Origin of the sequence: Klebsiella sp. GG_Kp173 (genome assembly GCF_040062415.1) — a bacterium.
Lineage (GTDB): Bacteria > Pseudomonadota > Gammaproteobacteria > Enterobacterales > Enterobacteriaceae > Klebsiella > Klebsiella quasipneumoniae.
The window spans coordinates 46,208-69,685 of sequence record NZ_JBEAFZ010000088.1 but is presented as its reverse complement, the minus strand read 5'-3'; the positions used below and the strand labels follow the sequence as shown (position 1 = coordinate 69,685).

General features: G+C 59.0%; 14 protein-coding genes, 1 tRNA gene, 1 other RNA gene and 2 pseudogenes. All 18 read left to right on the top strand.

From position 1 onward, the window contains the following. Positions 1 to 143 precede the first annotated feature (143 nt). The 18 genes and pseudogenes from ABLU50_RS23310 to bcsD all read left to right on the top strand — a co-directional run bounded on the left by ABLU50_RS23310 (position 144) and on the right by bcsD (position 23,478). Positions 144 to 725 (top strand): autotransporter outer membrane beta-barrel domain-containing protein, encoded by a 582-nt coding sequence (locus ABLU50_RS23310; protein ID WP_323084043.1) that lies wholly within the window; start codon positions 144 to 146, stop codon positions 723 to 725. A gap of 241 nt (positions 726 to 966) precedes the next feature. Continuing rightward, entirely contained in the window at positions 967 to 2,172 is a 1,206-nt protein-coding gene (locus ABLU50_RS23305; RefSeq protein WP_004204995.1) for an MFS transporter, read from the top strand. A gap of 242 nt (positions 2,173 to 2,414) precedes the next feature. After that, positions 2,415 to 4,088 (top strand): kdo(2)-lipid A phosphoethanolamine 7''-transferase, encoded by a 1,674-nt coding sequence (eptB, locus tag ABLU50_RS23300; protein WP_087832441.1) that lies wholly within the window; start codon positions 2,415 to 2,417, stop codon positions 4,086 to 4,088. 193 nt (positions 4,089 to 4,281) lie between these two features. Next, positions 4,282 to 5,676 carry an ankyrin repeat domain-containing protein gene (locus ABLU50_RS23295; RefSeq protein ID WP_087832442.1) on the top strand — a complete coding sequence of 465 codons (1,395 nt, stop codon included), beginning with the start codon at positions 4,282 to 4,284 and terminating at the stop codon, positions 5,674 to 5,676. Between the two features lie 119 nt (positions 5,677 to 5,795). After that, positions 5,796 to 5,872 (top strand) — tRNA-Pro (locus ABLU50_RS23290). A gap of 34 nt (positions 5,873 to 5,906) precedes the next feature. Then, positions 5,907 to 6,039, top strand: a non-coding RNA gene (locus ABLU50_RS23285) — RtT sRNA. 828 nt (positions 6,040 to 6,867) lie between these two features. Then, the gene (dppA, locus tag ABLU50_RS23280) at positions 6,868 to 8,475 is read left to right on the top strand and encodes a dipeptide ABC transporter periplasmic-binding protein DppA (RefSeq protein ID WP_049004417.1); all 1,608 of its coding nucleotides are present in this window, start codon (positions 6,868 to 6,870) and stop codon (positions 8,473 to 8,475) included. Between the two features lie 134 nt (positions 8,476 to 8,609). After that, positions 8,610 to 9,629: a dipeptide ABC transporter permease DppB gene (gene dppB, locus ABLU50_RS23275; protein ID WP_002921786.1), complete on the top strand. Its 1,020-nt coding sequence runs from the start codon at positions 8,610 to 8,612 to the stop codon at positions 9,627 to 9,629. A 9-nt stretch (positions 9,630 to 9,638) separates the two neighbouring features. Continuing rightward, the gene (dppC, locus tag ABLU50_RS23270) at positions 9,639 to 10,541 is read left to right on the top strand and encodes a dipeptide ABC transporter permease DppC (protein ID WP_004204988.1); all 903 of its coding nucleotides are present in this window, start codon (positions 9,639 to 9,641) and stop codon (positions 10,539 to 10,541) included. A gap of 10 nt (positions 10,542 to 10,551) precedes the next feature. Then, positions 10,552 to 11,535, top strand: a complete 984-nt coding sequence (gene dppD, locus ABLU50_RS23265; RefSeq protein ID WP_043522501.1) for a dipeptide ABC transporter ATP-binding protein — start codon at positions 10,552 to 10,554, stop codon at positions 11,533 to 11,535. Next, positions 11,532 to 12,545 carry a dipeptide ABC transporter ATP-binding subunit DppF gene (gene dppF / locus ABLU50_RS23260; protein ID WP_004204985.1) on the top strand — a complete coding sequence of 338 codons (1,014 nt, stop codon included), beginning with the start codon at positions 11,532 to 11,534 and terminating at the stop codon, positions 12,543 to 12,545. The genes dppD and dppF overlap by 4 nt, the downstream gene beginning before the upstream one ends. Before the next feature lie 18 nt (positions 12,546 to 12,563). Continuing rightward, positions 12,564 to 12,743 (top strand): annotated as a pseudogene (locus ABLU50_RS23255) (hypothetical protein). A gap of 316 nt (positions 12,744 to 13,059) precedes the next feature. Then, entirely contained in the window at positions 13,060 to 13,596 is a 537-nt protein-coding gene (locus ABLU50_RS23250; RefSeq protein WP_048326010.1) for a cellulose biosynthesis protein BcsO, read from the top strand. 1 nt (position 13,597) lies between these two features. After that, positions 13,598 to 14,390 (top strand): annotated as a pseudogene (locus ABLU50_RS23245) (cellulose synthase operon protein YhjQ/BcsQ). 19 nt (positions 14,391 to 14,409) lie between these two features. Next, positions 14,410 to 16,521, top strand: coding sequence for a UDP-forming cellulose synthase catalytic subunit (gene bcsA / locus ABLU50_RS23240; protein WP_004204982.1), 2,112 nt, complete (start codon positions 14,410 to 14,412; stop codon positions 16,519 to 16,521). Then, positions 16,518 to 18,953, top strand: coding sequence for a cellulose biosynthesis cyclic di-GMP-binding regulatory protein BcsB (gene bcsB / locus ABLU50_RS23235; RefSeq protein ID WP_004204981.1), 2,436 nt, complete (start codon positions 16,518 to 16,520; stop codon positions 18,951 to 18,953). Before bcsA ends, bcsB begins: the two co-directional genes overlap by 4 nt. Then, positions 18,950 to 23,002 carry a cellulose biosynthesis protein BcsC gene (locus ABLU50_RS23230; RefSeq protein WP_043522509.1) on the top strand — a complete coding sequence of 1,351 codons (4,053 nt, stop codon included), beginning with the start codon at positions 18,950 to 18,952 and terminating at the stop codon, positions 23,000 to 23,002. Before bcsB ends, ABLU50_RS23230 begins: the two co-directional genes overlap by 4 nt. Further along, positions 23,002 to 23,478 (top strand): cellulose biosynthesis protein BcsD, encoded by a 477-nt coding sequence (gene bcsD / locus ABLU50_RS23225; protein ID WP_004204979.1) that lies wholly within the window; start codon positions 23,002 to 23,004, stop codon positions 23,476 to 23,478. The genes ABLU50_RS23230 and bcsD overlap by 1 nt, the downstream gene beginning before the upstream one ends.

The following is a 23,478-nucleotide window of genomic DNA, read 5'->3' as shown; positions in this document are numbered from 1 at the left end:
AATAGTTAATACAGGGAAATCGTATCCCCCAAAAAAACACAGCAATAATGCCGATTCGGCTCTTTTCTGGAGTCGCATTAATGATAATAAAGAAATGCAATGGCCTCCGGGGGTTCTTGTTCCCGGTGTGCGTATCCGTCTGGGTGTCGTGTGTCTCTGGAGCGAATGCCTGGCAACAGGAATATATCGCTATCGATACAAAAAGTAATACGTCGGAACGCTATACATGGGATAGCGATCACCAACCACGCTATGAAGATATCCTCGCCGAGCGGATGAAGTCGTCTGAAACGCCGGGCGGACTGGCGTTAAACCAGGGGCTGGCACCGCCGGACAGCAGCCGTGGGATGAGCGTCGGCTGGAATTATCTGCTGGCAAACGGCATGACCTCCGGGCCGGTGGCCAGCCTGCGCAGCGACTACACCGCGCCGGCGACGAAAAGCGTGGGCGAGACGGGATATCTCAACACGCTCGGCTGGCGTATGGATTATCAGTCGCTGTGGGGCGTGCACCCTTGGGCGCAGGTGAGCTATAACCAGTCGCTCGCCAGCGATGCCTGGTCGCCGACCACCCGCGCCAGAGAGGGCGGCTGGAGTGATGTCACCCTGGGCGCCGATATGCCGCTGGGATCGCATGTGGCGGCATGGGCCACGCTGTCACAGGCGGACAACGTCCCATCGGGGGAAAATACGCTCTATCTGATGGGGGTCAGCGCCAACTTTTGACCCGCGATTGTTACGCATTTGAAACGATGTGGTTATTGTTAAATCTCAGTAATGGCGCATTTCTGTGAGATAGCGCACACTAACTTTTCCCCTGAAATTCGCGGAATGAATGTCATGCAATGTCATTCATTCCGCCATTAATGCATTTCATTCCCTGCTGATGGCAGTTCATGCCTTTTTCCCCCACTGGATGAGGGGCCTTCGCTATTGTGGCGGCAGTTAATTTATCAGGACAACTGCTATGAACGCTGCAAACCGTCAATCGACCCGCTGGCTTACGCTTATCGGCACCATCATCACCCAATTCGCTCTCGGTTCGGTTTATACCTGGAGCCTGTTTAACAGTTCACTGTCTGACAAACTGGGCGAGCCGGTCAGCCAGGTCGCCTTCTCCTTTGGCCTGCTGAGCCTCGGGCTGGCGCTCTCTTCGTCGGTCGCCGGCAAGCTGCAGGAGCGTTTTGGCGTGAAGCGCGTCACCATGGCCTCCGGGATCCTGCTTGGTCTGGGCTTCTTTCTGACCGCCCACTCCAGCAGCCTGATGATGCTGTGGCTGAGCGCTGGCGTGCTGGTGGGGCTGGCGGACGGGGCCGGTTATCTGCTGACCCTGTCGAACTGCGTCAAGTGGTTCCCGGAACGCAAAGGGCTGATCTCCGCCTTCTCCATTGGTTCCTATGGCCTCGGCAGCCTGGGGTTCAAATTCATTGATACTCATCTGCTGGCCACCGTTGGTCTGGAAAAAACCTTCGTTATCTGGGGCGCTATCGTGCTGGTGATGATCGTCTTTGGCGCGACCTTGATGAAAGATGCGCCAAATCATACGGCGACCACCACGGCCAACGGCGTCGTGGAAAACGACTTCACTCTCGCCGAATCGATGCGTAAACCGCAGTACTGGATGCTGGCGGTGATGTTCCTGACGGCCTGCATGAGTGGTCTGTATGTGATTGGCGTGGCGAAAGATATCGCGCAGGGAATGGTCCACCTGGATGTCGCCACGGCGGCCAATGCGGTAACGGTTATCTCAATCGCTAACCTTAGCGGTCGCCTGGTGTTAGGTATCCTGTCCGATAAAATTTCCCGCATTCGCGTGATCACCATCGGTCAGGTGGTGTCGCTGGTGGGGATGGCCGCGCTGCTGTTCGCTCCGCTGAATGCCATGACCTTTTTCGCCGCCATCGCCTGCGTTGCTTTTAACTTCGGCGGAACCATCACCGTCTTCCCATCGCTGGTCAGTGAATTCTTCGGTCTGAACAACCTGGCGAAAAACTATGGTGTGATTTATCTGGGTTTTGGTATCGGCAGCATCTGCGGTTCCCTCATCGCTTCGCTGTTCGGGGGCTTCTACGTCACCTTCTGCGTGATATTCGCCCTGCTGATTATTTCGCTGGCGCTTTCCACCACCATTCGTCAGCCGAAAGGCAGTGTCTATAGCGAGGCGCATGCCTGAAACCTGCAGCGTGAAACGTGCCCCTGATTAATACCCTAAGCAAATAGTGCCAATCCAGCCAAATATTTTGTAAATGTTTGGCTGGATCACATTCCCTCCTGATACTTTTCCCGTTCCCTGTGGTCTACTTATCGCGCTTTGTAGAGGTTTCTGATAACCAACCCTAACGCACCCTATTAGCCTACTGACTCATGCCACAGCGTCAGGCGGTGTTTTATTCTTCTTTTTCCAGGTTTGCTTGCATGAAATATATTAGAACGATGACGCAGCAGAAGCTTAGTTTTTGGCTGGCGCTGTACATCGGCTGGTTTATGAACGTCGCCGTTTTTTTTCGGCGTTTCGATGGTTATGCTCAAGAGTTCACTGTCTGGAAAGGGCTTTCCGGTGTCGTTGAGCTGGTGGCCACGGTCTTTGTCACCTTCTTCCTGTTACGTCTTCTGTCGCTGTTCGGTCGCCGTATCTGGCGCATTCTGGCGATGCTGATTGTTCTGTTTTCCGCCGCCGCCAGTTACTACATGACGTTCCTTAACGTGGTGATTGGCTACGGGATTATCGCCTCGGTGATGACCACCGATATCGACCTGTCGAAAGAGGTCATCGGCTGGCATCTGATCCTCTGGCTGGCGGCAGTGAGCGCGCCGCCACTGCTGTTTATCTGGAGCAACCGCTGCCGCCATACGCTGCTGCGCCAACTGCGTACCCCGGGCCAGCGGGTTAAAAACGTGCTGATCGTGGTGTTGGCCGGCCTCATCGTCTGGGGACCTATCCGCCTGCTTGAGCTGCGCCAACACGATGTCGAGCGCCATTCGGAAGTGGATATGCCGAGCTACGGCGGGGTGATCGCCAACTCCTACCTGCCGTCGAACTGGCTGTCGGCGCTGGGGCTGTACGCCTGGGCGCAGGTGGATGAATCCTCAGATAACAAATCGCTGATTAACCCGGCGAAGAAATTTACCTACGTCGCCCCGGAAGGGCTCGATGACACCTACGTGGTGTTTATCATTGGCGAAACCACCCGCTGGGATCATATGGGCATCCTTGGCTATAGCCGTAACACCACGCCAGAGCTGGCGAAAGAGAAGAATCTGGTCGCTTTCCGCGGCTACTCGTGTGATACCGCCACCAAGCTGTCGTTACGCTGCATGTTTGTGCGTCAGGGCGGGGCAGAGGATAACCCGCAGCGGACCCTCAAAGAGCAGAACGTCTTTGCGGTGCTTCATCAGCTGGGCTTCAGCGGCAATCTGTACGCCATGCAGAGTGAGATGTGGTTCTACAGCAACACGATGGCCAACAATATCGCCTATCGCGAGCAGATTGGCGCCGAGCCGCGCAACCGCGGCAAGAGCGTTGACGATATGCTGCTGGTGGATGAGATGAAGCGCGGTATGGAGCAGGGCAACGCCTCTGGTAAGCACCTGATCATCCTCCACACGAAAGGCTCGCACTTTAACTACACCCAACGCTATCCGCGCAGCTTCGCCCAGTGGAAGCCGGAGTGCGTCGGTGTTGATAACAAGTGCTCGAAAGCGGAGCTGATCAACTCCTACGACAACAGCGTGACCTATGTCGATCACTTTATCGTCAGCGTCCTCGACCAGCTGCGGGATAAGAAAGCGATTGTGTTCTATGCCGCCGACCATGGCGAGTCGATTAACGAGCGTGAACATCTGCACGGTACGCCGCGCAAGATGGCGCCGCCGGAACAGTTCCGTGTGCCGATGATGGTCTGGATGTCGGATAAATACCTGGAGAATCCGGATCATGCCGCTGCGTTTGCCCATCTGCAGCAGCAGGCCGCGATGAAGGTGCCGCGCCGCCACGTCGAGCTGTACGACACCATTATGGGCTGCCTCGGCTATACCTCGCCGGATGGCGGGATCAACGAGAACAATAACTGGTGTCGGTGGAAAAAGTAAGACAGCGGATTTTTCAGATTCTCGGGTCTGTTTTCCTTTCCTGAGCCCAGGATAAGCTAATCCCTCGCCGGCGTCCGCCGGGCGAGGGATTTTTTTTGCACAGCGGATGTGTCTGGCAGGTTGCCTCTTCTTCTTTGAATACCCTCCAGTGTTCCCGCTCCTCCTGTGCAGCCACTTTTCACGGAGAGAAAGGATGAAGGTAATAAAGGGGTTGGCCCTGCTGTGCCTGCTGATGCTAACGGGCTGTCAGTCCGAAGAGGAAACCCGCCAGTTCCTGCTGGCCTGTAAATACGATGCGCCGGCGACGATCGAAGCCATGCTGAATAACGGCATCGATGTGGATGGTCAGGATAAAACCGGCTTAAGCGGCCTGATGGTCGCTGCCGCGGAAAATCGTCACGAGGTGGTAGCGCTCCTGCTTAAGCGTCAGGCGCAGCCGAATCTCCAGACGCGCCAGGGCGTCACGGCGCTGATGCTGGCGGCGGCGCGAGGCAGCGATGCGGCGATTATCGGCGATCTTCTCCAGGCGGGCGCGTCGGTGAATCAGACCACCGTCGACAAGAGCACAGCATTGATGTCCGCCATTGCCGACGGCGGGGACGTCAGAAGCGACTACCAGCATATTCTGGCGATGAAAAAGCCCGATGCGCCTGTGGAGGAGCAGAGTGCGCTGGACAAGATTGTCGGCGCAACGGCGGCGAAATCGCTGGCGACGGGCAGCCGCGCGCTGATGACGGAAGACATGGCGTTACAACTGGCCCCCGGCGCGTTTAAGAAGAACGTTGACGAGATCGTGGCGTTGCTGATCGGGCATGGGGCGGACGTGAAGGCCGTCAATGCTTCAGGGGAATCGGTCTTTTTCCTCGCTGTCGATCACGCGCGTTCGGCGGAAACCATCACGACCCTGGCCAACGCCGGGGCGGATACCAGCCTGGCGGATAAATCCGGCACCACGCCGCTGATGCTGGCGGCGGCGGGGGACGATCCCAATCTGGTGCTGGCGTTGTCAGCCTCCGGCGTGGAGGTGGATAAGCCGAACCGGGAGGGGCTCACGGCGCTGCAGGTGGCGGCGGGTCAGGGAGCGCCTGCGGTGATCGCGGCGCTGGTGCAGCGCGGCGCAAAGGTGGACCAGCTCTCCGCCAACGACCTCAGCCCGCTGATGCTGGCGGTCAAAATGAATAATAAAGCCAATGTCGAGGCACTCCTCGAGGCCGGCGCCAGCGTCAATCTCAGCAATAAGGCAGGGTATACGGCGATTGGCTACAGCCGGGCCGGCGAGGTTCGCCAGCTGCTGCTGGCGCAGCATGCCGAGCTGAAAGGGCAGGCCGCGCATATGGCGCAAAGCGAACTGCAATTCTGCGCCAATGCCTTTGCCGACAAGCTGGCGTACAGCGACATCGCCCGCGCGGTAAACAGCGATACCCGCCCGGACATTATGCGTCATCAGCATACCTGCCCGGGGTTGGGGGAACTGACGATGCTGCTGGGAGAGTTTACATTCAAACCGGCGGGCCCAACTTATCTCGGTGAGCCGGTGACCTGTAAGGTAGCCGAGCATCGCAAAGCGTTTGAGGTCAGCTGCCGCTAAAAAAGCGGACCAACCGGCGATTCGCTGCGCAGGGTGCTGAGTTTCTCGCCGGTTGAACGATTTTTTGAAAATAAGGCATTGACGGGTAGGCATCCCAGCAGTAAGATGCGCCCCGCATTCGGTGATTGGCGCAGCCTGGTAGCGCACTTCGTTCGGGACGAAGGGGTCGGAGGTTCGAATCCTCTATCACCGACCAAATTCGAAAAGCCTGCTCAATGAGCAGGCTTTTTTGCATCTGCGGCCAGTGAGGATGAGAACCTCCGGGGGCAGGAGGTTCGGCTCGAGCGAAGCGAGAGAACGTTGCGTGAGCAACGGCCCGCAGGGCGAGCCACAAAGTGGCGAGTCATCCTCTATCACCGACCAAATTCGAAAAGCCTGCTCAATGAGCAGGCTTTTTTGCTTCTACGGCCAGTGAGGATGAGAACCCCGAAGGTTCGCTCCAGATCTCGTAGGCCCGCGCAAGCGCAGCGCCGCCGGGCACCGTCTGCAGTCTCCCGGCCCAAAACCGCATCAAAATCACAAAAAACATCTTTACCCCCGTTTCCAGCCAGCTGTTCGCTATTTTGTGACATCTTCCATTGCATTTTTTTATCGATGAACAGATCTTTTTTCGCGAAGCTTATGGCTGAATACAGCATTTTCCGCTGTGCGTTTTAACGTTCACGCTATTAATCGCTCACATATTGGTCACATAGCAAGAAATTTTTCTCATTTACTGGCATTGTTTCCCACTAGGTGTCGCAAATTAATAAGGTCTTTATTCTGCATATTCGCCAGTAGCATAAATTTCTCTGCTGAAAATAGCGTCTTGAAGTTTTTTTAATCTTTGCCTGTCGTTTCTCACGCTGGATGTAAAACCCGGCTGGCTGTATTGACGTTTCCCCATTCTGTTGACAGATTGTAGGGCATGAGGGGCATTTCATGGAGAATCCGTACTGCAACTCAGTCGTTTTTGCGAAAGGAATCCCCATCTCTCTCAACGCCTTCGGGCACCACCGACTGGACCGGGTATATTCTAAATAGTTCGAATTGCGGCAAGGCGGCAAGCTTGAGCATCCCCAGGAGCATAGATGGCTATGTGACTGGCTTATTGAGCACAGCCAACGCATCCATCATTCGAATATGACGAATAAAAATAAATAAAGGTCCGGCGGATATATGCAAACAACATCACAGTTTTGGAGCAGAATAATGAGTATTTCCTTGAAGAAATCAGGGATGCTGAAGCTTGGTCTGAGCCTTGTCGCCATGACCGTCGCTGCCAGCGTGCAAGCGAAAACCCTGGTTTATTGTTCAGAAGGCTCGCCGGAAGGCTTTAACCCACAGCTCTTCACCTCTGGCACCACCTATGACGCCAGTTCCGTACCGATCTACAATCGCCTGGTCGAATTCAAAACCGGTACGACGGAAGTTATTCCTGGACTGGCTGAAAAATGGGAAGTCAGCCCGGATGGTAAAACCTATACTTTCCACCTGCGTCAGGGCGTGAAATGGCAGGATAATAAAGACTTTAAACCAACCCGTGACCTGAACGCCGATGACGTGGTGTTCTCCTTCGATCGTCAGAAGAATACCAATAACCCGTACCATAAAGTTTCTGGCGGCAGCTATGAATACTTTGAAGGGATGGGGTTACCCGACCTGATTAGCGAAGTGAAGAAAGTGGACGATAAAACCGTCCAGTTCGTCCTGACCCGCCCGGAAGCGCCGTTCCTCGCTGACCTGGCCATGGACTTCGCCTCTATTCTCTCTAAAGAGTATGCCGACAACATGCTGAAAGCCGGCACGCCGGAAAAAGTAGACCTCAATCCTATCGGTACCGGTCCATTCCAGCTGCTGCAGTATCAGAAAGATTCCCGCATTCTGTATAAAGCCTTCCCGGGCTACTGGGGCACCAAGCCGAAGATCGATCGTCTGGTCTTCTCCATCACCCCGGATGCCTCCGTGCGCTATGCCAAGCTGCAGAAAAATGAGTGCCAGGTGATGCCGTATCCGAACCCGGCGGACATCGCGCGCATGAAGGAAGATAAGAGCATTACCCTGCTGGAACAGCCGGGCCTGAACGTCGGTTATCTCTCCTTCAACACCGAGAAGAAACCGCTGGACGACGTGAAAGTTCGTCAGGCGCTGACCTACGCGGTTAACAAAGAAGCGATCATCAAAGCCGTTTACCAGGGCGCAGGCCAGGCGGCGAAGAACCTGATCCCGCCGACCATGTGGGGCTATAACGACGACGTTAAAGACTACACCTACGATCCGGAGAAGGCGAAGCAGCTGCTGAAAGAAGCGGGCCTGGAAAAAGGCTTCACTATCGATCTGTGGGCGATGCCGGTACAGCGTCCGTATAACCCGAACGCCCGCCGTATGGCGGAGATGATTCAGGCCGACTGGGCCAAGATTGGCGTCCAGGCCAAAATCGTCACCTACGAGTGGGGCGAGTATCTGAAACGCGCGAAAGCGGGCGAGCACCAGACCGTCATGATGGGCTGGACCGGCGACAACGGGGATCCGGATAACTTCTTCGCCACCCTGTTCAGCTGCGCCGCGGCGAAAGACGGCTCCAACTACTCGCGCTGGTGCTATAAGCCGTTTGAAGATCTGATTCAGCCGGCCCGCGCCACCGACGACCACAACAAGCGTATTGAACTGTACAAACAGGCTCAGGTAGTGATGCATGACCAGGCTCCGGCGCTGATCATCGCTCACTCCACCGTTTACGAGCCAGTGCGTAAAGAAGTCAAAGGCTATGTGGTGGATCCGCTGGGTAAACACCACTTCGATAACGTCTCTGTCGAATAATAAGCACGATGCCTGACCCCCTCTCCCCGCGTGGGAGAGGTGGGGGGCGTATTCCCGCTATTCCGGGGAATGCTTTTGTGAGCAATACAGACGCCCTGTCGCCAGGCGGGGCGTCACTAGAGAGAATCCGGGTTATGTTGCAGTTTATTCTCCGACGTCTGGGACTTGTCATCCCGACATTTATCGGTATCACCCTTCTCACCTTTGCCTTCGTCCATATGATCCCCGGCGATCCGGTGATGATTATGGCGGGCGAACGTGGTATTTCCCCCGAACGTCACGCGCAGCTGCTGGCCGAAATGGGCCTTGATAAGCCGCTGTGGCAGCAATATGCCCACTATATCTGGGGCGTGCTGCACGGCGATTTAGGCATCTCGCTGAAAAGCCGCATTCCCGTGTGGCAGGAGTTTGTCCCACGCTTTAAAGCCACCCTTGAGCTGGGCGTCTGCGCGATGATCTTCGCCGTCGCCGTCGGCATTCCGGTGGGCGTGCTGGCTGCGGTAAAACGCGGTTCCATCTTTGACCACACCGCGGTGGGCCTGGCGCTGACCGGCTACTCGATGCCTATCTTCTGGTGGGGCATGATGTTGATTATGCTGGTTTCGGTGCAGCTGAACCTGACGCCGGTCTCCGGGCGTATCAGCGATACGGTCTTCCTTGACGATACCTTGCCGCTGACCGGCTTTATGCTGATCGACACCGCCATCTGGGGCGAGCAGGGCGACTTTATTGACGCCTTAATGCATATGATCCTGCCCGCCATCGTGCTGGGCACCATTCCGCTGGCGGTGATCGTGCGTATGACCCGATCGTCGATGCTGGAAGTGCTCGGCGAAGACTACATCCGCACCGCGCGCGCCAAAGGCCTGACCCGGATGCGGGTGATTGTGATCCACGCGCTGCGTAACGCGATGCTGCCGGTGGTCACGGTGATTGGCCTGCAGGTGGGTACGCTGCTGGCGGGCGCCATCCTGACGGAAACCATTTTCTCATGGCCTGGTTTAGGCCGCTGGCTGATCGACGCGCTGCAGCGTCGCGATTATCCGGTGGTGCAGGGCGGGGTGCTGCTGGTGGCGACGATGATTATCCTCGTCAACCTGCTGGTCGACCTGCTGTACGGCGTGGTGAACCCGCGTATCCGGCATAAGAAGTAAGGGGTCATCATGTCACAAGTTACTGAAAATAAAGTTATCACTGCGCCGGTGCCCATGACCCCGCTGCAGGAGTTCTGGCACTATTTCAAACGCAATAAAGGGGCGGTGGTCGGTCTGGTGTACGTGGCGGTGATGATCGTAATCGCCGTGTTCGCCAACTTTCTCGCCCCGTATAACCCGGCGGATCAGTTCCGTGATTCGCTGCTGGCGCCGCCGTTCTGGCAGGAGGGCGGCAGCCTGGCGCATCTGCTCGGCACCGACGACGTGGGCCGCGATATTCTGTCTCGCCTGATGTATGGCGCGCGCCTGTCGCTGCTGGTGGGCTGCCTGGTGGTGGTCCTGTCGCTGATCCTCGGCGTGGTGCTCGGCCTGGTGGCGGGCTATTTCGGCGGAGTGGTGGACTCAATCATCATGCGCGTCGTCGATATTATGCTGGCGCTGCCGAGTCTGCTTCTGGCGCTGGTGCTGGTGGCTATCTTCGGACCCTCCATCGTCAACGCCTCGCTGGCGCTGACCTTCGTGGCGCTCCCGCACTATGTGCGTCTGACGCGCGCGGCGGTGCTGGTGGAGGTCAACCGCGACTACGTGACCGCTTCCCGCGTGGCGGGCGCCGGGGCGATGCGCCAGATGTTCGTCAATATTCTGCCTAACTGTCTCGCGCCGCTGATCGTTCAGGCGTCGCTGGGCTTTTCTAACGCCATTCTCGACATGGCCGCGCTGGGGTTCCTCGGCATGGGCGCGCAGCCGCCGACGCCGGAGTGGGGCACCATGCTCTCCGACGTATTGCAGTTCGCGCAGAGCGCCTGGTGGGTGGTGACCTTCCCGGGCGTGGCGATCCTGTTGACGGTGCTGGCATTTAACCTGATGGGTGACGGTCTGCGTGACGCGCTCGATCCCAAACTGAAGCAGTAAGAGGTTCGAGATGGCGTTATTGAATGTAGATAAATTATCGGTGCATTTCGGCGATGAAAACGCGCCGTTCCGCGCCGTGGACCGCATCAGCTATAGCGTGAAGCAGGGCGAAGTGGTCGGCATCGTCGGGGAGTCTGGATCCGGTAAATCCGTCAGCTCGTTGGCGATTATGGGTCTGATTGATTACCCCGGCCGGGTCATGGCGGACAAACTGGAGTTTAACGGCCGCGACCTGCAGCGCATCTCTGAAAAAGAGCGGCGCCAGCTGGTGGGGGCGGAGGTGGCGATGATCTTCCAGGATCCGATGACCAGCCTCAATCCCTGCTTTACCGTCGGCTTCCAGATTATGGAAGCGATAAAAGTCCATCAGGGCGGCAACAAGCAAACCCGCCGCCAGCGGGCCATCGACCTGCTGAACCAGGTCGGCATTCCCGATCCGGCGTCGCGGCTGGACGTCTACCCGCATCAGCTTTCCGGCGGGATGAGCCAGCGCGTCATGATCGCGATGGCGATTGCCTGTCGGCCAAAACTGCTGATTGCCGATGAACCGACCACCGCGCTGGACGTGACCATTCAGGCGCAGATCATCGAGCTGCTGCTGGAACTGCAGCAGCAGGAGAATATGGCGCTGGTGTTGATCACCCACGACCTGGCGCTGGTGGCCGAGGCCGCGCATAAAATTATCGTTATGTATGCCGGTCAGGTGGTGGAGACTGGCGATGCGAAGGATATTTTCCGCGCGCCGCGCCATCCATACACCCAGGCGCTGCTGCGTGCGCTGCCGGAGTTTGCCCAGGATAAAGCGCGTCTGGCGTCGCTGCCGGGCGTAGTGCCGGGGAAATATGACCGTCCCAACGGCTGCCTGCTGAACCCGCGCTGCCCCTATGCTACGGATAAATGCCGTAGCGAAGAGCCGGCGCTCGCGGATCTCAATGGCGGCCGCCAGTCTAAATGTCACTACCCACTTGATGATGCCGGGAGGCCTGGATTATGAGTACGCAAAAGGCCGCCACGCCACAACCGCTGTTGCAGGCCATTGATCTGAAAAAACACTACCCGGTGAAGAAGGGGTTATTCGCCCCGGAACGGCTGGTGAAGGCGCTGGACGGCGTCTCCTTTACTCTTGAGCGCGGTAAAACGCTGGCGGTGGTGGGAGAGTCGGGCTGCGGTAAATCGACCCTCGGTCGTCTGCTGACGATGATTGAAATTCCCACCGGCGGCGAGCTCTATTATCAGGGGCAGGATCTGCTTAAGCACGACCCACAGGCGCAGAAGCTGCGGCGGCAAAAAATCCAGATTGTGTTCCAGAACCCCTACGGTTCTCTGAACCCGCGTAAAAAAGTGGGGCAGATTCTGGAAGAGCCGCTGCTGATTAACAGTAGCCTGAGCAAAGAGCAGCGCCGCGAAAAAGCGCTGGCGATGATGGCGAAAGTGGGCCTGAAAACAGAGCATTACGATCGCTACCCGCATATGTTCTCCGGCGGTCAGCGCCAGCGTATCGCCATTGCCCGCGGTCTGATGCTGGATCCGGACGTGGTGATCGCCGATGAGCCGGTCTCCGCGCTGGACGTTTCGGTACGCGCTCAGGTGCTGAACCTGATGATGGATCTGCAGCAGGATTTAGGTCTGTCCTACGTGTTTATCTCCCACGATCTGTCGGTCGTCGAGCATATCGCTGATGAAGTGATGGTGATGTATCTCGGCCGCTGCGTGGAGAAGGGCACCAAGGACCAGATCTTTAACAATCCGCGTCATCCGTACACCCAGGCGCTGTTGTCGGCGACGCCGCGTCTGAACCCGGACGACCGTCGCGAGCGGATTAAGCTGACCGGCGAGCTGCCGAGCCCGCTGAATCCGCCGCCGGGCTGCGCCTTCAACGCGCGCTGCCGCCGGCGCTTCGGCCCTTGCACCCAGCTTCAGCCGCAGCTGAAGGATTACGGCGGCCAGCTGGTGGCCTGCTTTGCCGTCGACCAGGATGAGAATCCGCAAAAGCCCCACGCCTGATGGCACGCTCCCGGTCCGATAACCGGGGGCTTCTCTCCCGCCGGGGATAAAACCCGGCGATATCGCCTTTTATCGCAGTGAATGCCACGTCCTCGGCGCATTCTTCGTCGATTATCCGAAAAAATAAGACTTTCAGTCCATTTTTATAGAATTAAAGAGAAATTAAAATGGTTCAGGTTTATTCTTTCGCTGATCTGACGCTATGATTCTATCATTACCTAATACATTTATATAAAAACGGACGGGAAGCGCGGTGGAAGCGTGGTTTAAGGATGGACGCATACCTAAAAAATGGGGCTATCCTTCTGAAAGGAAAATGTTAGTGTAGCGATACTTCTGCCGTGGAATCACACCGAAAATCAAATTCTAAACTATTATAACCCTGTCAACCGTATGTATTGGTACGTCTCCAACGGCGCGTTTTCTGCCATACCAGAGACGCCACGATATTTTAAATATACTTAGAAAATAACAACAAACTTAATATGAAATTTTTAAAATCATGAGGTTATCAATGAACCATTATGATGATCTGCAGCGCTTTCAGGAAAAAACGCGGACGCAAAACCTCAAATTTCAGGATCTTTCATCGCAAGCCGCCACGCGCGAGCATGGAGACTGGGCGATCCTTAATCAGCTAAATCCCGGCGCAGAGAAACCCTCTTCCCTGGCGCTGGGAGGCTCGGTTTCCGCGCCCCTGCCGCAGTCAGTGCCCGCGGATCTGTTCCACCAGATAGAAGCGGCCGTAGCGGCGGCGCCAGCCTCCGCTTCCGTTGTGCCTGCCGCTCCGGCCGCGCCAGCGGCCCCGCAGCCGGCCGTGGAGACCGCCACCGCCGCGCCGGAGCCAGTCAGGCAGGAGCCTGCGGTGACCCCTGCGCCTTCAATCCCGGCGCCTGAACCGGCAATGGCGCCGCCGAGAATGGCTCCTCGACCCGCGCCCACCGCCGAGAACTATGCCCACCTGTTCGCGGCGAAAAGCGCAGAGCCGGTGGCGAAAAATAAAGACCAGCCTTTGAAATCACTTCTGGAAAGGATCGCAACATGCCGTTGATTTGCGTCTGTTCACCGAAAGGTGGCGTAGGGAAAACGACCCTGGCGGCCAATTTAGCCTATTCGCTGGCGCGGACCGGCAGCAAAGTGCTGGCGCTGGATTTTGATGTCCAGAACGCGCTGCGTTTGCATTTTGGCGTGCCGCTGAACGATGAGCGCGGCTATGTGGCGAAGGCGCTGGAGCTGCACGACTGGAGCCAGTGCGTGCTGAGCGCCGGCAGCAACATTTTCGTCCTGCCGTATGGCGAAGTGAGCGAAGCGCAGCGTCAGGCGTTTGATGAGCAGCTGACCCACAATGACCATTTTCTCCAGCGCGGACTGTCCGCACTGCTGAATTATCCCGGACTTATCACCATCGCCGATATGCCGCCAGGGCCTTCGCCGGCGCTAAAGGCGCTGACGGGGCTGGCGGACCTGCATCTGATCCCGCTGCTGGCGGATACCGCCTCGATGTCGACCCTGGCGCACGTGGAAAAACAGCGCCTGACCGGCGCGGCGCTGAATCACAAGCATGGGCACTATTTCGTCATTAACCAAAGCGATAGCCGTCGCCAGGTCAGCCGGGACGTCACCAGCCTGATGGAAGAGAAGCTGGGCGAGCGACTGCTTGGCATCGTCCATCGTGATGAAAGCGTGGTGGAGGCCAATGCGTCGCAGAAGTCGATTCTGGACTTTAACGCTTCCTCGGCAGCGGCCTTCGATATTGAAATTATTGCTAAAAAAATATCGTCGCTGTTGGGTATCCATATTGGCGATGGCACGGTGCACAGCCAGCCACGCATGTCAGGGCTTTAACTTATTGCAGGGCTGCTGAATGAAAAAATCTCTTTTTTGGTTGCTGGCGCTGGTGCTGTCACCCGTCGCCGTGCTGGTGGTGATCACGCCGATGGACAGCCAGAAGCAGTATATTTTTGGTCTGCTGAGCATCGGTATTCTCTTTCTGATGGGGTTCAGCAAGCGCCGCAGCGTATCGGTCATTATGGTCGTCACGTCGCTGCTGATGTCTACCCGTTACATGTATTTTCGCCTCACGCAGACCCTGCACTTCAACTCAGCTATTGAAACTATCCTTGGCATGGGGCTCTTTCTGGCGGAAGTCTATATCTGGGTGATGCTGCTGCTTAACTATCTGCAGACCGTGTGGCCGCTGAAGCGCGGTATTGTTCCGCTGCCGGATGATATGAGCAAGTGGCCGACGGTGGATATCTATATTCCGAGCTATAACGAACCGCTTGAGGTGGTGCGTGACACCGTCCTCGCGGCACAATGTATTGATTATCCAAAAGATAAAATGAAAATCTATCTTCTGGATGATGGTAAGCGCAGCGAGTTTGCCGTCTTCGCCGCCGACGTCGGGGTGGGCTATATCACCCGCAACGATAACAAACACGCTAAAGCGGGAAACCTCAACCACGCCCTAACCCTGACCCAGGGGGAGCTTATCTGTGTTTTCGACTGCGACCACGTTGCCACGCGCGTGTTTCTGCAGGCCACCGTCGGCGGCTTCCTGAAAGATCCGATGCTGGCTCTGGTGCAGACGCCGCACTACTTCTATTCCCCGGATCCGTTCGAGCGCAACCTCTCCGTCGGACGCAACATCCCGAACGAAGGGATGCTGTTCTATGGCCCGATTCAGCAGGGCAACGATAACTGGAACGCCACCTTTTTCTGCGGCTCCTGCGCGGTGATCCGCCGCGAGGCGCTGGCGCAGATCGGCGGTTTCGCCGTGGAAACGGTGACCGAAGATGCCCATACGGCGCTCAAGTTCCAGCGCCTTGGTTGGAAGTCGGCCTTTCTCGATATCCCGCTGGCGGCTGGTCTCGCCACCGAGCGCCTGGTGGTGCACGTTATCCAGCGTACCCGCTGGGCGCGCGGGATGACGCAGATTTTTCGCGTCGATAACCCGCTGTTTGGCCGCGGGCTGACCTTCCAGCAGCGCTTGTGCTACCTCAGCGCCATGCTCTACTACCAGTTTGCGCTCCCGAGGGTGGTGTTTGTCACCGCCCCGCTGGCTTATCTGCTGTTTAACCTCAATATCATTTACTCGTCAGCGAGCCTGATCGTCTCCTATGCGCTGCCGCACCTGTTTCTCGCCATCTACGTCGGTTCGCGAATGAATGGCCGCTATCGCTACAGCTTCTGGGGGGAAATCTACGACATTGTGCTGGCTTTCCACCTGGTGCTGCCGACCCTGGTGACGATGATTTTCCCCAAACGCGGCAAATTCAACGTCACCGATAAGGGCGGCCTGCTGGACGTCGGCTACTTCGATTTCACCGTGGTGCGTCCGCACCTGGTGGTGGCCTGTCTGCTGGCGCTGGGGGTGATCGTCGGCATCGTCCGGGCGATTGGCCATGACTACTTTGGCTCGGACCCCAACGTTATCGCTCTGAACGTCGGGTGGGGGATCTACAGCCTGATCTTCCTGCTGGCGGCGATTGCCGTGGCGCGTGAAACGCGGCAGGTGCGGAAAACCATTCGTATCGATGTCGATATCCCGGTAGTGATCCATTACGCCAGCGGCATCGTGTCCCGCAGCCACACCGAGGATCTGTCGATGGGCGGTTGCCGCGTGGTGGCGCCGGATAAGCGCCATCTGGAGGATGATATCGAAGAGGTTGAGCTGATCCTGCAGTCCGGGGCTATCTCCATCCCGGCTCAGTTGGTCACCTCTGACGAGCGCTTCCTGCGCCTCAAGTTTGATGAAGATATTCCGCTTTCGCGCCGCCGTGAGCTGGTGCGCGTGGTGCTGGCCCGCGCGGATGCGTGGATTAATCCGCCGCGCCCGCAGGATAACCCGTTCCGCTCCTTCTTCACCATTTTACGCTGCGTGTTTGAATTGTTCTGGCTGACGTGGAAAACCCGTCGCAGCCAGCGCAATCGGGCAACAGTGGCGAAAACGGCGCAGGAGGATGGCACGTTATGAAGCGATTAACGACGCTGGCGCTGCTGGCAGGGATGCTCTCTGCGCCTGCGCTGCACAGTGAAGAACCGGGCTCCGGCGCCGCCGCGCCGCTGAGCTTTCCGCAGCTCAATGGCGCGGCGGACAGCGAGCCAGGCGACGAACCCCCGGCCGCCTCGCCGGAGGAGAGCGCCTCCCCGACAGCCCCCGCCACCGCCGGCGATGCGGCGGCGACGGCCCCTGCGCCGGATATGCCGGACTTGCCCCCGCCGGTGAGCGGGTCGGCCGCGCCGGAGGTCATTCCTGTCGCCCCGGTCTGGGGAGGCGATCTGAATCTGGCGCAGATGGGGATGCCGGACGGCATTATTCTCAGCGGCGGTCAGCGGCAGGGGGGCGTCAGCTTTACCCTGCCTTCCGATCAGGTGGTGATCCATTCGCAGCTTAGCCTTGCCGTTCGCGTATCGCCGGAAATGGCGAGCCGCAACGCCACCCTGCAGCTGATGCTCAACGGTCAACCGCTCGGCACCCTGCCGCTGGGCGCCGATGGCGAGGATGTCTCCCATTATCAACTGGATATCCCGCCCGCGCTGATGGTTTCCAGTAATAACCTGAGCGTGAAGATCAACGATGGCGATACCCTGCAGTGCCAGCGTGACATTCATGATTCGTCGCGGGTGACGGTGCTGCCCACGTCGCATTTCAGCTGGGAAAGCCAGCAGTTGAACATCAGCGACGATCTGAGCCACTTCCCGCGTCCATTCTTCGACAGCATGCAGATGACGCCGGCGGACATCGCCGTTTCCTATGGAGCGAAGCCGTCGGCCGACGTCTTCAGCGCCGCGGCGCTGGTCTCTTCCTGGCTGGGTATCCAGGCGGACTATCGCGGCATCGCCTTCAGCGCGCTGCGCGACCGCCTGCCGGAACGCCACGGTATCGTGATTGGCCACCCGGGCGAGCAGGTGGGCGGCATGACGCTGCCGGAAACCGATAAGCCACTGCTGCGCATCATCGCCAACCCCGCCAATCCAGCCTACAAGCTGCTGTTGATTGTCGGCAAAAACGATACCGCGCTGCGCATGGCCGCCTGGCGCCTGACCCGCGGCAACTTCGCGCCGCAAACCGCGACGCTGGATGTTGAACCACAGACCATCCCGGTTGGCAAAGCGTACGATGCGCCGCGCTGGATCCCCACCGATCGTCCAGTCAGACTCAGCGAACTGCTGCGTAAGGATCAAAGCCCGACCGTCAGCGGCGTCTGGCACGAACCTTTACGTATCGCCTTCCGCGCCGCGCCGGACCTCTATCTGTGGGATGGCGAGACGATCCCGCTGCAGGTTGGCTACCGCTTCCCGTCGGAGAGTTGGATCAATGAAGACAAGTCCCTGCTGAGCGTCACGCTCAACGGCACCTTCCTCAACAACCTGCCGATGAACAAGCAGGGGCCGCTGGAGAAAGTCTGGCGCTACCTCGGGGGCGATGCGCGCCAGGAGCGCTTTACCATCCCGCTGGCACCCTACCTGATCTATGGCGATAACCAGCTGTCGATGTACTTCAATGTGGTGCCGAAGGACGATGTTCCGTGCTCGGTTCTGCTGAATAACAATATCAAGAGCCGCATCACTGACGACTCATGGATTGATTTGAGCAAAACGCGACACTTCTCGCTGCTGCCAAACCTCTCCTATTTCGTCGGCGCCTCTTTCCCTTTCTCGCGGCTGGCGGACTATTCGCAAACGACGCTCCTGCTGCCGGCGGAACCGTCTGAGACCCAGGTGGCAACCCTGCTGAATCTGGCGGCGCGCTCCGGGAATGCGACCGGCACCGCGCTGGCGAATAACCGCGTCGTGCTCGGGATGCCCACCGGCGGCGGGGATTTGCAGTCGCTGCGCGAACGTGATGTGCTGGCGGTCACCGCTCTCGATCAGCAGGCCTTCAACCAGAGCCTGCTGGCCGACTCACCCTACCGCCCGGTGGATAATGTGCTGAGCGTCCGCGAGCCCGACCTGTGGCAAAAAGCGCAGCGCCGACTCACCGGCGACTGGACCTCCGCCAGCCTCGATGCCGATCGCTACTTCTCATCCAGCAGCGCCTGGCGCGGGTTTATCAGCTATCGTTCGCCGTGGAATCCCGCCCGCCTGGTGGTGGTGGCGATGGCCAGCAATGATGACCAGCTGGCGCGACTGAAAAACGATCTGGACTCACCGCGCATCAATGCCGGGATCCGTGGCGATACCGCGGTGATCACCAGCGATAACGGGGTGCGTAGTTTCCAGGTAAGTACGCCGTTCCCCAGCGGTCAGATGCCGTGGTACATGATGGCGGTCTGGTATGCCAGCCAGCACTCCGGTTTCCTCGCTCTGCTGGGGCTGATTGCCACCTCGATAATGGGACTGGCGCTGACCGCGATGTTTAAACGTCACGCCCGTAAGCGTCTGGGTTCGGGGGATAACCAATGAAAAGAAAGATAACGATAACGATGAAAAGCTCCCGGCGGCTCACCACATTCTGCCTCACCGGCGCCCTGGCTCTCGGCGCTTCTGGCGGCGCGCTGGCGGCGGGTAACGACGCGGCGCTGCAGGCGCTGTTCGCCCAGGCCAACTACTGGCATGAGAAATCCCATGACGAGCTGGCGATGGAGTCCCTGCAGAAGGTGCTCTCGGTGGATGCCAACAACACCCAGGCGCTGTATCTGATGGCGCTCTGGTCGCAGCAGGGCGGCGATATGCAGGCGGCGGCGCAGTGGCGCGCGCGGCTGGCGAAAGCGGCGCCGGACAGCCCGGGACTGCAGGATCTGGACAACGCCAAAAAAATGTCGCAGGTGCCGCAGGGCCAGCTCAGTCTGGCTCGCCAGCAGGCGCGCGGCGGCAATATCCCCGGCGCGCTGGCGACCTGGCGCAGCATGTTCAATGGCAATACGCCGCCTGCCGGGCTGGCGGCGGAATATTACCTGACCATGGCCAGCGACAAATCGCTCTATCCGCAGGCCATTAGCGAACTGCGGCAGTACGTGGCGCAGCATCCCCAGGAGAACGCCCCGCGGGTAGCGTTGGGCAAAGCGTTAACCTGGCGGGAAGATACCCGTCGGGAAGGGATCGCCCTGCTCGAGCCGATGGCCAGCGGCAATAAAGAGGCGGACAGCGGCTTGCGTCAGGCCTTGCTCTGGCTGGGGCCGCAGGCCGGGGATGAGCAGTATTACGACACCTGGATGCAGCGTCATCCGCAGGATAGCGAAGTTCAGAACTACTTTCGTGAACGGCGCAGCGGTCAGGCGCGCGGCCAGGGCTACGCCAATCTCAACAGCGGCAATACCGCTGCCGCGAAGCAGCAGTTTGAAGAGGTATTGCAGACCAACCCGCAGGATGCCGATGCGTTGGCGGGCATGGGCTATATCGCGCAGCGCAGCGGCGACTACCAAGCCGCATCGCAATATCTGAGCCGGGCGGCGGACCTCGGCGGCGACGCCTCGGCGACCCGCCGTCAGCAGGCGGCTGATGCCCTGTTCTACGGCCAGCTGGCGCAGGCTCAGCAGGCCTATAAGCAGGGCAATATCAGCCAGGCGCTGGCGCTCTCCGCGCCGCTTGCGCAGCAGAGCGGGGCGCGGGGCGCCTCGGCGAAGCTGTTTCGCGCCGATGTTCTGCGGCATAACAAAGATTTACCCCAGGCCGAGCAAACGTTGCGCTCACTGTTAAACGACGACCCGCAGAATGCGGCGGCGCGGGAAAACCTCTACTACGTGCTGCGCGAGCAGAATAAATCCGCCGAGGCGCAGGCGATGCTGCAGACGCTGCCGCAGAGCCTACAGCAAAAACTGCAGCCGCGAGTGGTGGCCGGCATGCCAGGCGACGCCCTGCGTCGTCAGGCCCAGGCGCAGGTCAGCAGCGGTAACCCAGCCGGCGCAATAGCCACCCTGCGCGAAGGCGTTGCCCGCTATCCGGACGATCCCTGGCTGCGTCTCGATCTGGCCCGACTGCTGCAAAAATCGGGTAACGCCAGCGAGGCCTCTTCGCTGATGTCGGCGGCCTATCGCCCCGGCGCCAGCAACAGCGCGCTGTATGCCGCCGCGCTGTTCGCCAGCGAAAACGGCGCCTGGCAACAGGCGCAGACGCTGCTGGCGCGCATTCCCGGCGGCAGCCAGACCAGCGACATGCGCGATTTACGTCAGCGGGTGAACTACAACTTGCAGCTGGTGACCGCCGAAAACTACCTGGCGCAGGGCAATACCATCGCCGCCAGTAATACCCTGCGGGCGATGGCCTCCACGCCGCCGAAAGCCCCGGCGGACGCCGGCAAGCTGGCGCGGCTGCTGGCCGAGAGCGGCGACCTGACCACCGCGGTATCGCTGGTGCGCAACAATATCAGCGGCGGGGTGTCCGGCAACGCCGGGGATTACGCCGATCAAATCGCCGTCCTGAACCAGGCCGGGCTGACCGGCGAGGCGCAGAACCTGATCAGCAATCCGCAGCTGCAGGCCAGCAGTACGCCGACGCAGCTGGCGAGCATTCGCAATGGCTATGTGATCAACGAGGCCGACCGCCTGCGCGAGCAGGGCAACTACGCCGCGGCGTATGACAAGCTGATCCGCGCCATGCAAAGCGATCCGCAGAATACCGATCTGATGTTCGCGATGGCGCGGCTGTACCAGAGCGGCAAAATGAACAAAGAGGCCGGGGTGGTCTATGACTACCTGATGACGCGCGATACGCCGAACCAGGATGCGCGCGCCGGGGCTATCGACGTGGCGCTGTCGGCGGGGAACAACGATCGCGCGGAACAGCTGGCCGGCGGCTTGCGTCAGGATAACTCCCCGGATCGCCTGCTGCTGCTGGCGAGAGTGGCGGAGGCCCAGGGTCATCATCAGCAGGCGATGACCTACCTGCGCAGCGCCCGCGGCAAACTGCTGGGCATGCAAAGCACCAACAGCAGCGAAACGCCGACCGTCGGCGGGGTGCTGGCGGCGGATAACCCCTTCATCGGCGTGTCGCAAACGTCGGCGCCGACGCGGACGGCTTCCGCCTACGGGCAGTATATGCCGTGGCAGGTTGCCCAGTCGGCCGCCGCGCCCGGCTCCTCACTGCCGGGGATCCAGCGCACCGATCTGCCGGTGGACACCGCCCAGACGCGGATGCTGCGTCAGGTGGACACCATGATGGAGTCGCTGCAGGAGAAAACCGGCAGCTGGCTGCAGGGGGGAATGGACGTGCGCGGACGCGACGGCGAATCGGGCACCAGCAAGCTGACGGAGCTCAGAACGCCGCTGACCTGGTCCTCCTCGCCGTTTGGCGACTCGCGCTTTGACTTTACCGTCACCCCGGTATCGTTAAACGCCGGGACCGCCAGCGGCGACGCCTGGCGTCGCTACGGCGCCAACCCGCTGGCCAATGCGGTCTCCAATATGGTGAGTACCGCCACCAGCGAGCAGGCGGCGATCGCCTCGATGACCGAGGCGGAGCGGACGGCCTATTTTGCCAGCAATCCGGGGGCAGAGGCGTTAAGCGGCCTGGGCACCCTGAACGCGGCGGACTTCAATCCGACCACCAGCAGCGGGATGGAAAACCTGGCGAAGCTCGGGAGCTATGATTCGGGGCAGGTGGCCAGCTATCTTTCCTCGTCCAGCCGTAAGCCGAACGTTGACCAGACCAGCGGCTCGACCGATTCGCAGAAGGCCAACGGCGTCGAACTGGCGCTGGCGCTAAGCGGTGACGATTACCGGGTCGATATCGGCAGCACGCCGCTGGGCCAGGATCTGAATACCGTTGTCGGCGGGGTGAAATGGTCGCCCAAGCTGACCAACTATCTGTCGCTGATCCTCACCGGCGAACGCCGCTCGCTCACCGACAGCCTGCTTTCGTATGTCGGTCTGAAGGATGCCTATTCCGGTAAAACCTGGGGGCAGGTGACGAAAAACGGCGGCACCCTGCAGCTGAGTTATGACGACGGTGACGCGGGCTTCTACGTTGGCGGCGGCGGTTACAGCTACCTGGGGCAGAACGTCGCCAGCAACACCAGCATCAACGCCAATGCCGGGGTCTATCTGCGGCCCTATCATGACGAATACCGCCAGCTGCAGGCCGGGTTGAGCATGAGCTATATGGATTACTCCAAAAACCTCAGCTACTTCACCTATGGCCAGGGGGGCTACTTTAGTCCGCAAAACTACGTCAGCGTGTCGCTGCCGGTCAGTCTGACGGAAAAATATGATAACTGGACCATGAAGCTCGGCGGCTCGGTGGGCTATCAGTCTTACAGCCAGGATAAGAGCGCCTATTTCCCGACCAATTCGGAGTGGCAGCAGACCCTGGAGACGGCGGTGAGCAATGGGTTTGCCAAGGAAGCCTACTATTCTGCGACCTCGAAGAGCGGCATCGGCTATACCCTGCGCGCCGGGGCGGATTACAAGGTCAACAAACAGATGACGCTGGGGGGCCAGATTGGCTATGACACCTTCGGGGATTATAACGAAAGCACCGCCGGGCTCTATATTCGCTATATGTTAGGAGATCATTGATGATGACGGAGAACAATAACCCGGTGGTGATGACCTGGTTTCAGCAGCAGCAAACGCCTGCCGGATGGTTCGATCTGTTGATTATTATGGTCGAAGGTATGTTAAATAATGCAGGCGAGCTGGAAAGTCAGCCCTTCCTGCGTCAGATGGGCGCCTCGTTGGCGGAGACCCATCCGTTGCCGGCGTCGGAGACTGTAGGGGAGCTGGAGGCGAATATCAACCGGCTGCTGACCCATTTCCACTGGGGGGTGGTGACCATCGACGTCGGTGAGGATGGCCTGCGCTTGCGCCATCAGGCGTTGCCGGTCAGCCGCGACGATGCGGGGCGCGTGCGCTGGTGCAACGCGTTCTGTGCCATACTCGAGGGGTTATATTCTCGCTGGCTGCAGAGTCAGGGAGGCAGCGCTCACGTAATATTGCAGCGTGAGCGGGTGTTCTCTGTCTCTGACGTTCAGTTTCTTTACTACCATCCATAA

What these genes read in the sequence shown, in the direction of transcription:
- ABLU50_RS23305 (WP_004204995.1), top strand. Translation starts at nt 967, where the DNA reads ATGAACGCTGCAAACCGTCAATCGACCCGCTGGCTTACGCTTATCGGC.
- eptB (WP_087832441.1), top strand. Translation starts at nt 2,415, where the DNA reads ATGAAATATATTAGAACGATGACGCAGCAGAAGCTTAGTTTTTGGCTG.
- ABLU50_RS23295 (WP_087832442.1), top strand. Translation starts at nt 4,282, where the DNA reads ATGAAGGTAATAAAGGGGTTGGCCCTGCTGTGCCTGCTGATGCTAACG.
- dppA (WP_049004417.1), top strand. Translation starts at nt 6,868, where the DNA reads ATGAGTATTTCCTTGAAGAAATCAGGGATGCTGAAGCTTGGTCTGAGC.
- dppB (WP_002921786.1), top strand. Translation starts at nt 8,610, where the DNA reads ATGTTGCAGTTTATTCTCCGACGTCTGGGACTTGTCATCCCGACATTT.
- dppC (WP_004204988.1), top strand. Translation starts at nt 9,639, where the DNA reads ATGTCACAAGTTACTGAAAATAAAGTTATCACTGCGCCGGTGCCCATG.
- dppD (WP_043522501.1), top strand. Translation starts at nt 10,552, where the DNA reads ATGGCGTTATTGAATGTAGATAAATTATCGGTGCATTTCGGCGATGAA.
- dppF (WP_004204985.1), top strand. Translation starts at nt 11,532, where the DNA reads ATGAGTACGCAAAAGGCCGCCACGCCACAACCGCTGTTGCAGGCCATT.
- ABLU50_RS23250 (WP_048326010.1), top strand. Translation starts at nt 13,060, where the DNA reads ATGAACCATTATGATGATCTGCAGCGCTTTCAGGAAAAAACGCGGACG.
- bcsA (WP_004204982.1), top strand. Translation starts at nt 14,410, where the DNA reads ATGAAAAAATCTCTTTTTTGGTTGCTGGCGCTGGTGCTGTCACCCGTC.
- bcsB (WP_004204981.1), top strand. Translation starts at nt 16,518, where the DNA reads ATGAAGCGATTAACGACGCTGGCGCTGCTGGCAGGGATGCTCTCTGCG.
- ABLU50_RS23230 (WP_043522509.1), top strand. Translation starts at nt 18,950, where the DNA reads ATGAAAAGAAAGATAACGATAACGATGAAAAGCTCCCGGCGGCTCACC.
- bcsD (WP_004204979.1), top strand. Translation starts at nt 23,002, where the DNA reads ATGATGACGGAGAACAATAACCCGGTGGTGATGACCTGGTTTCAGCAG.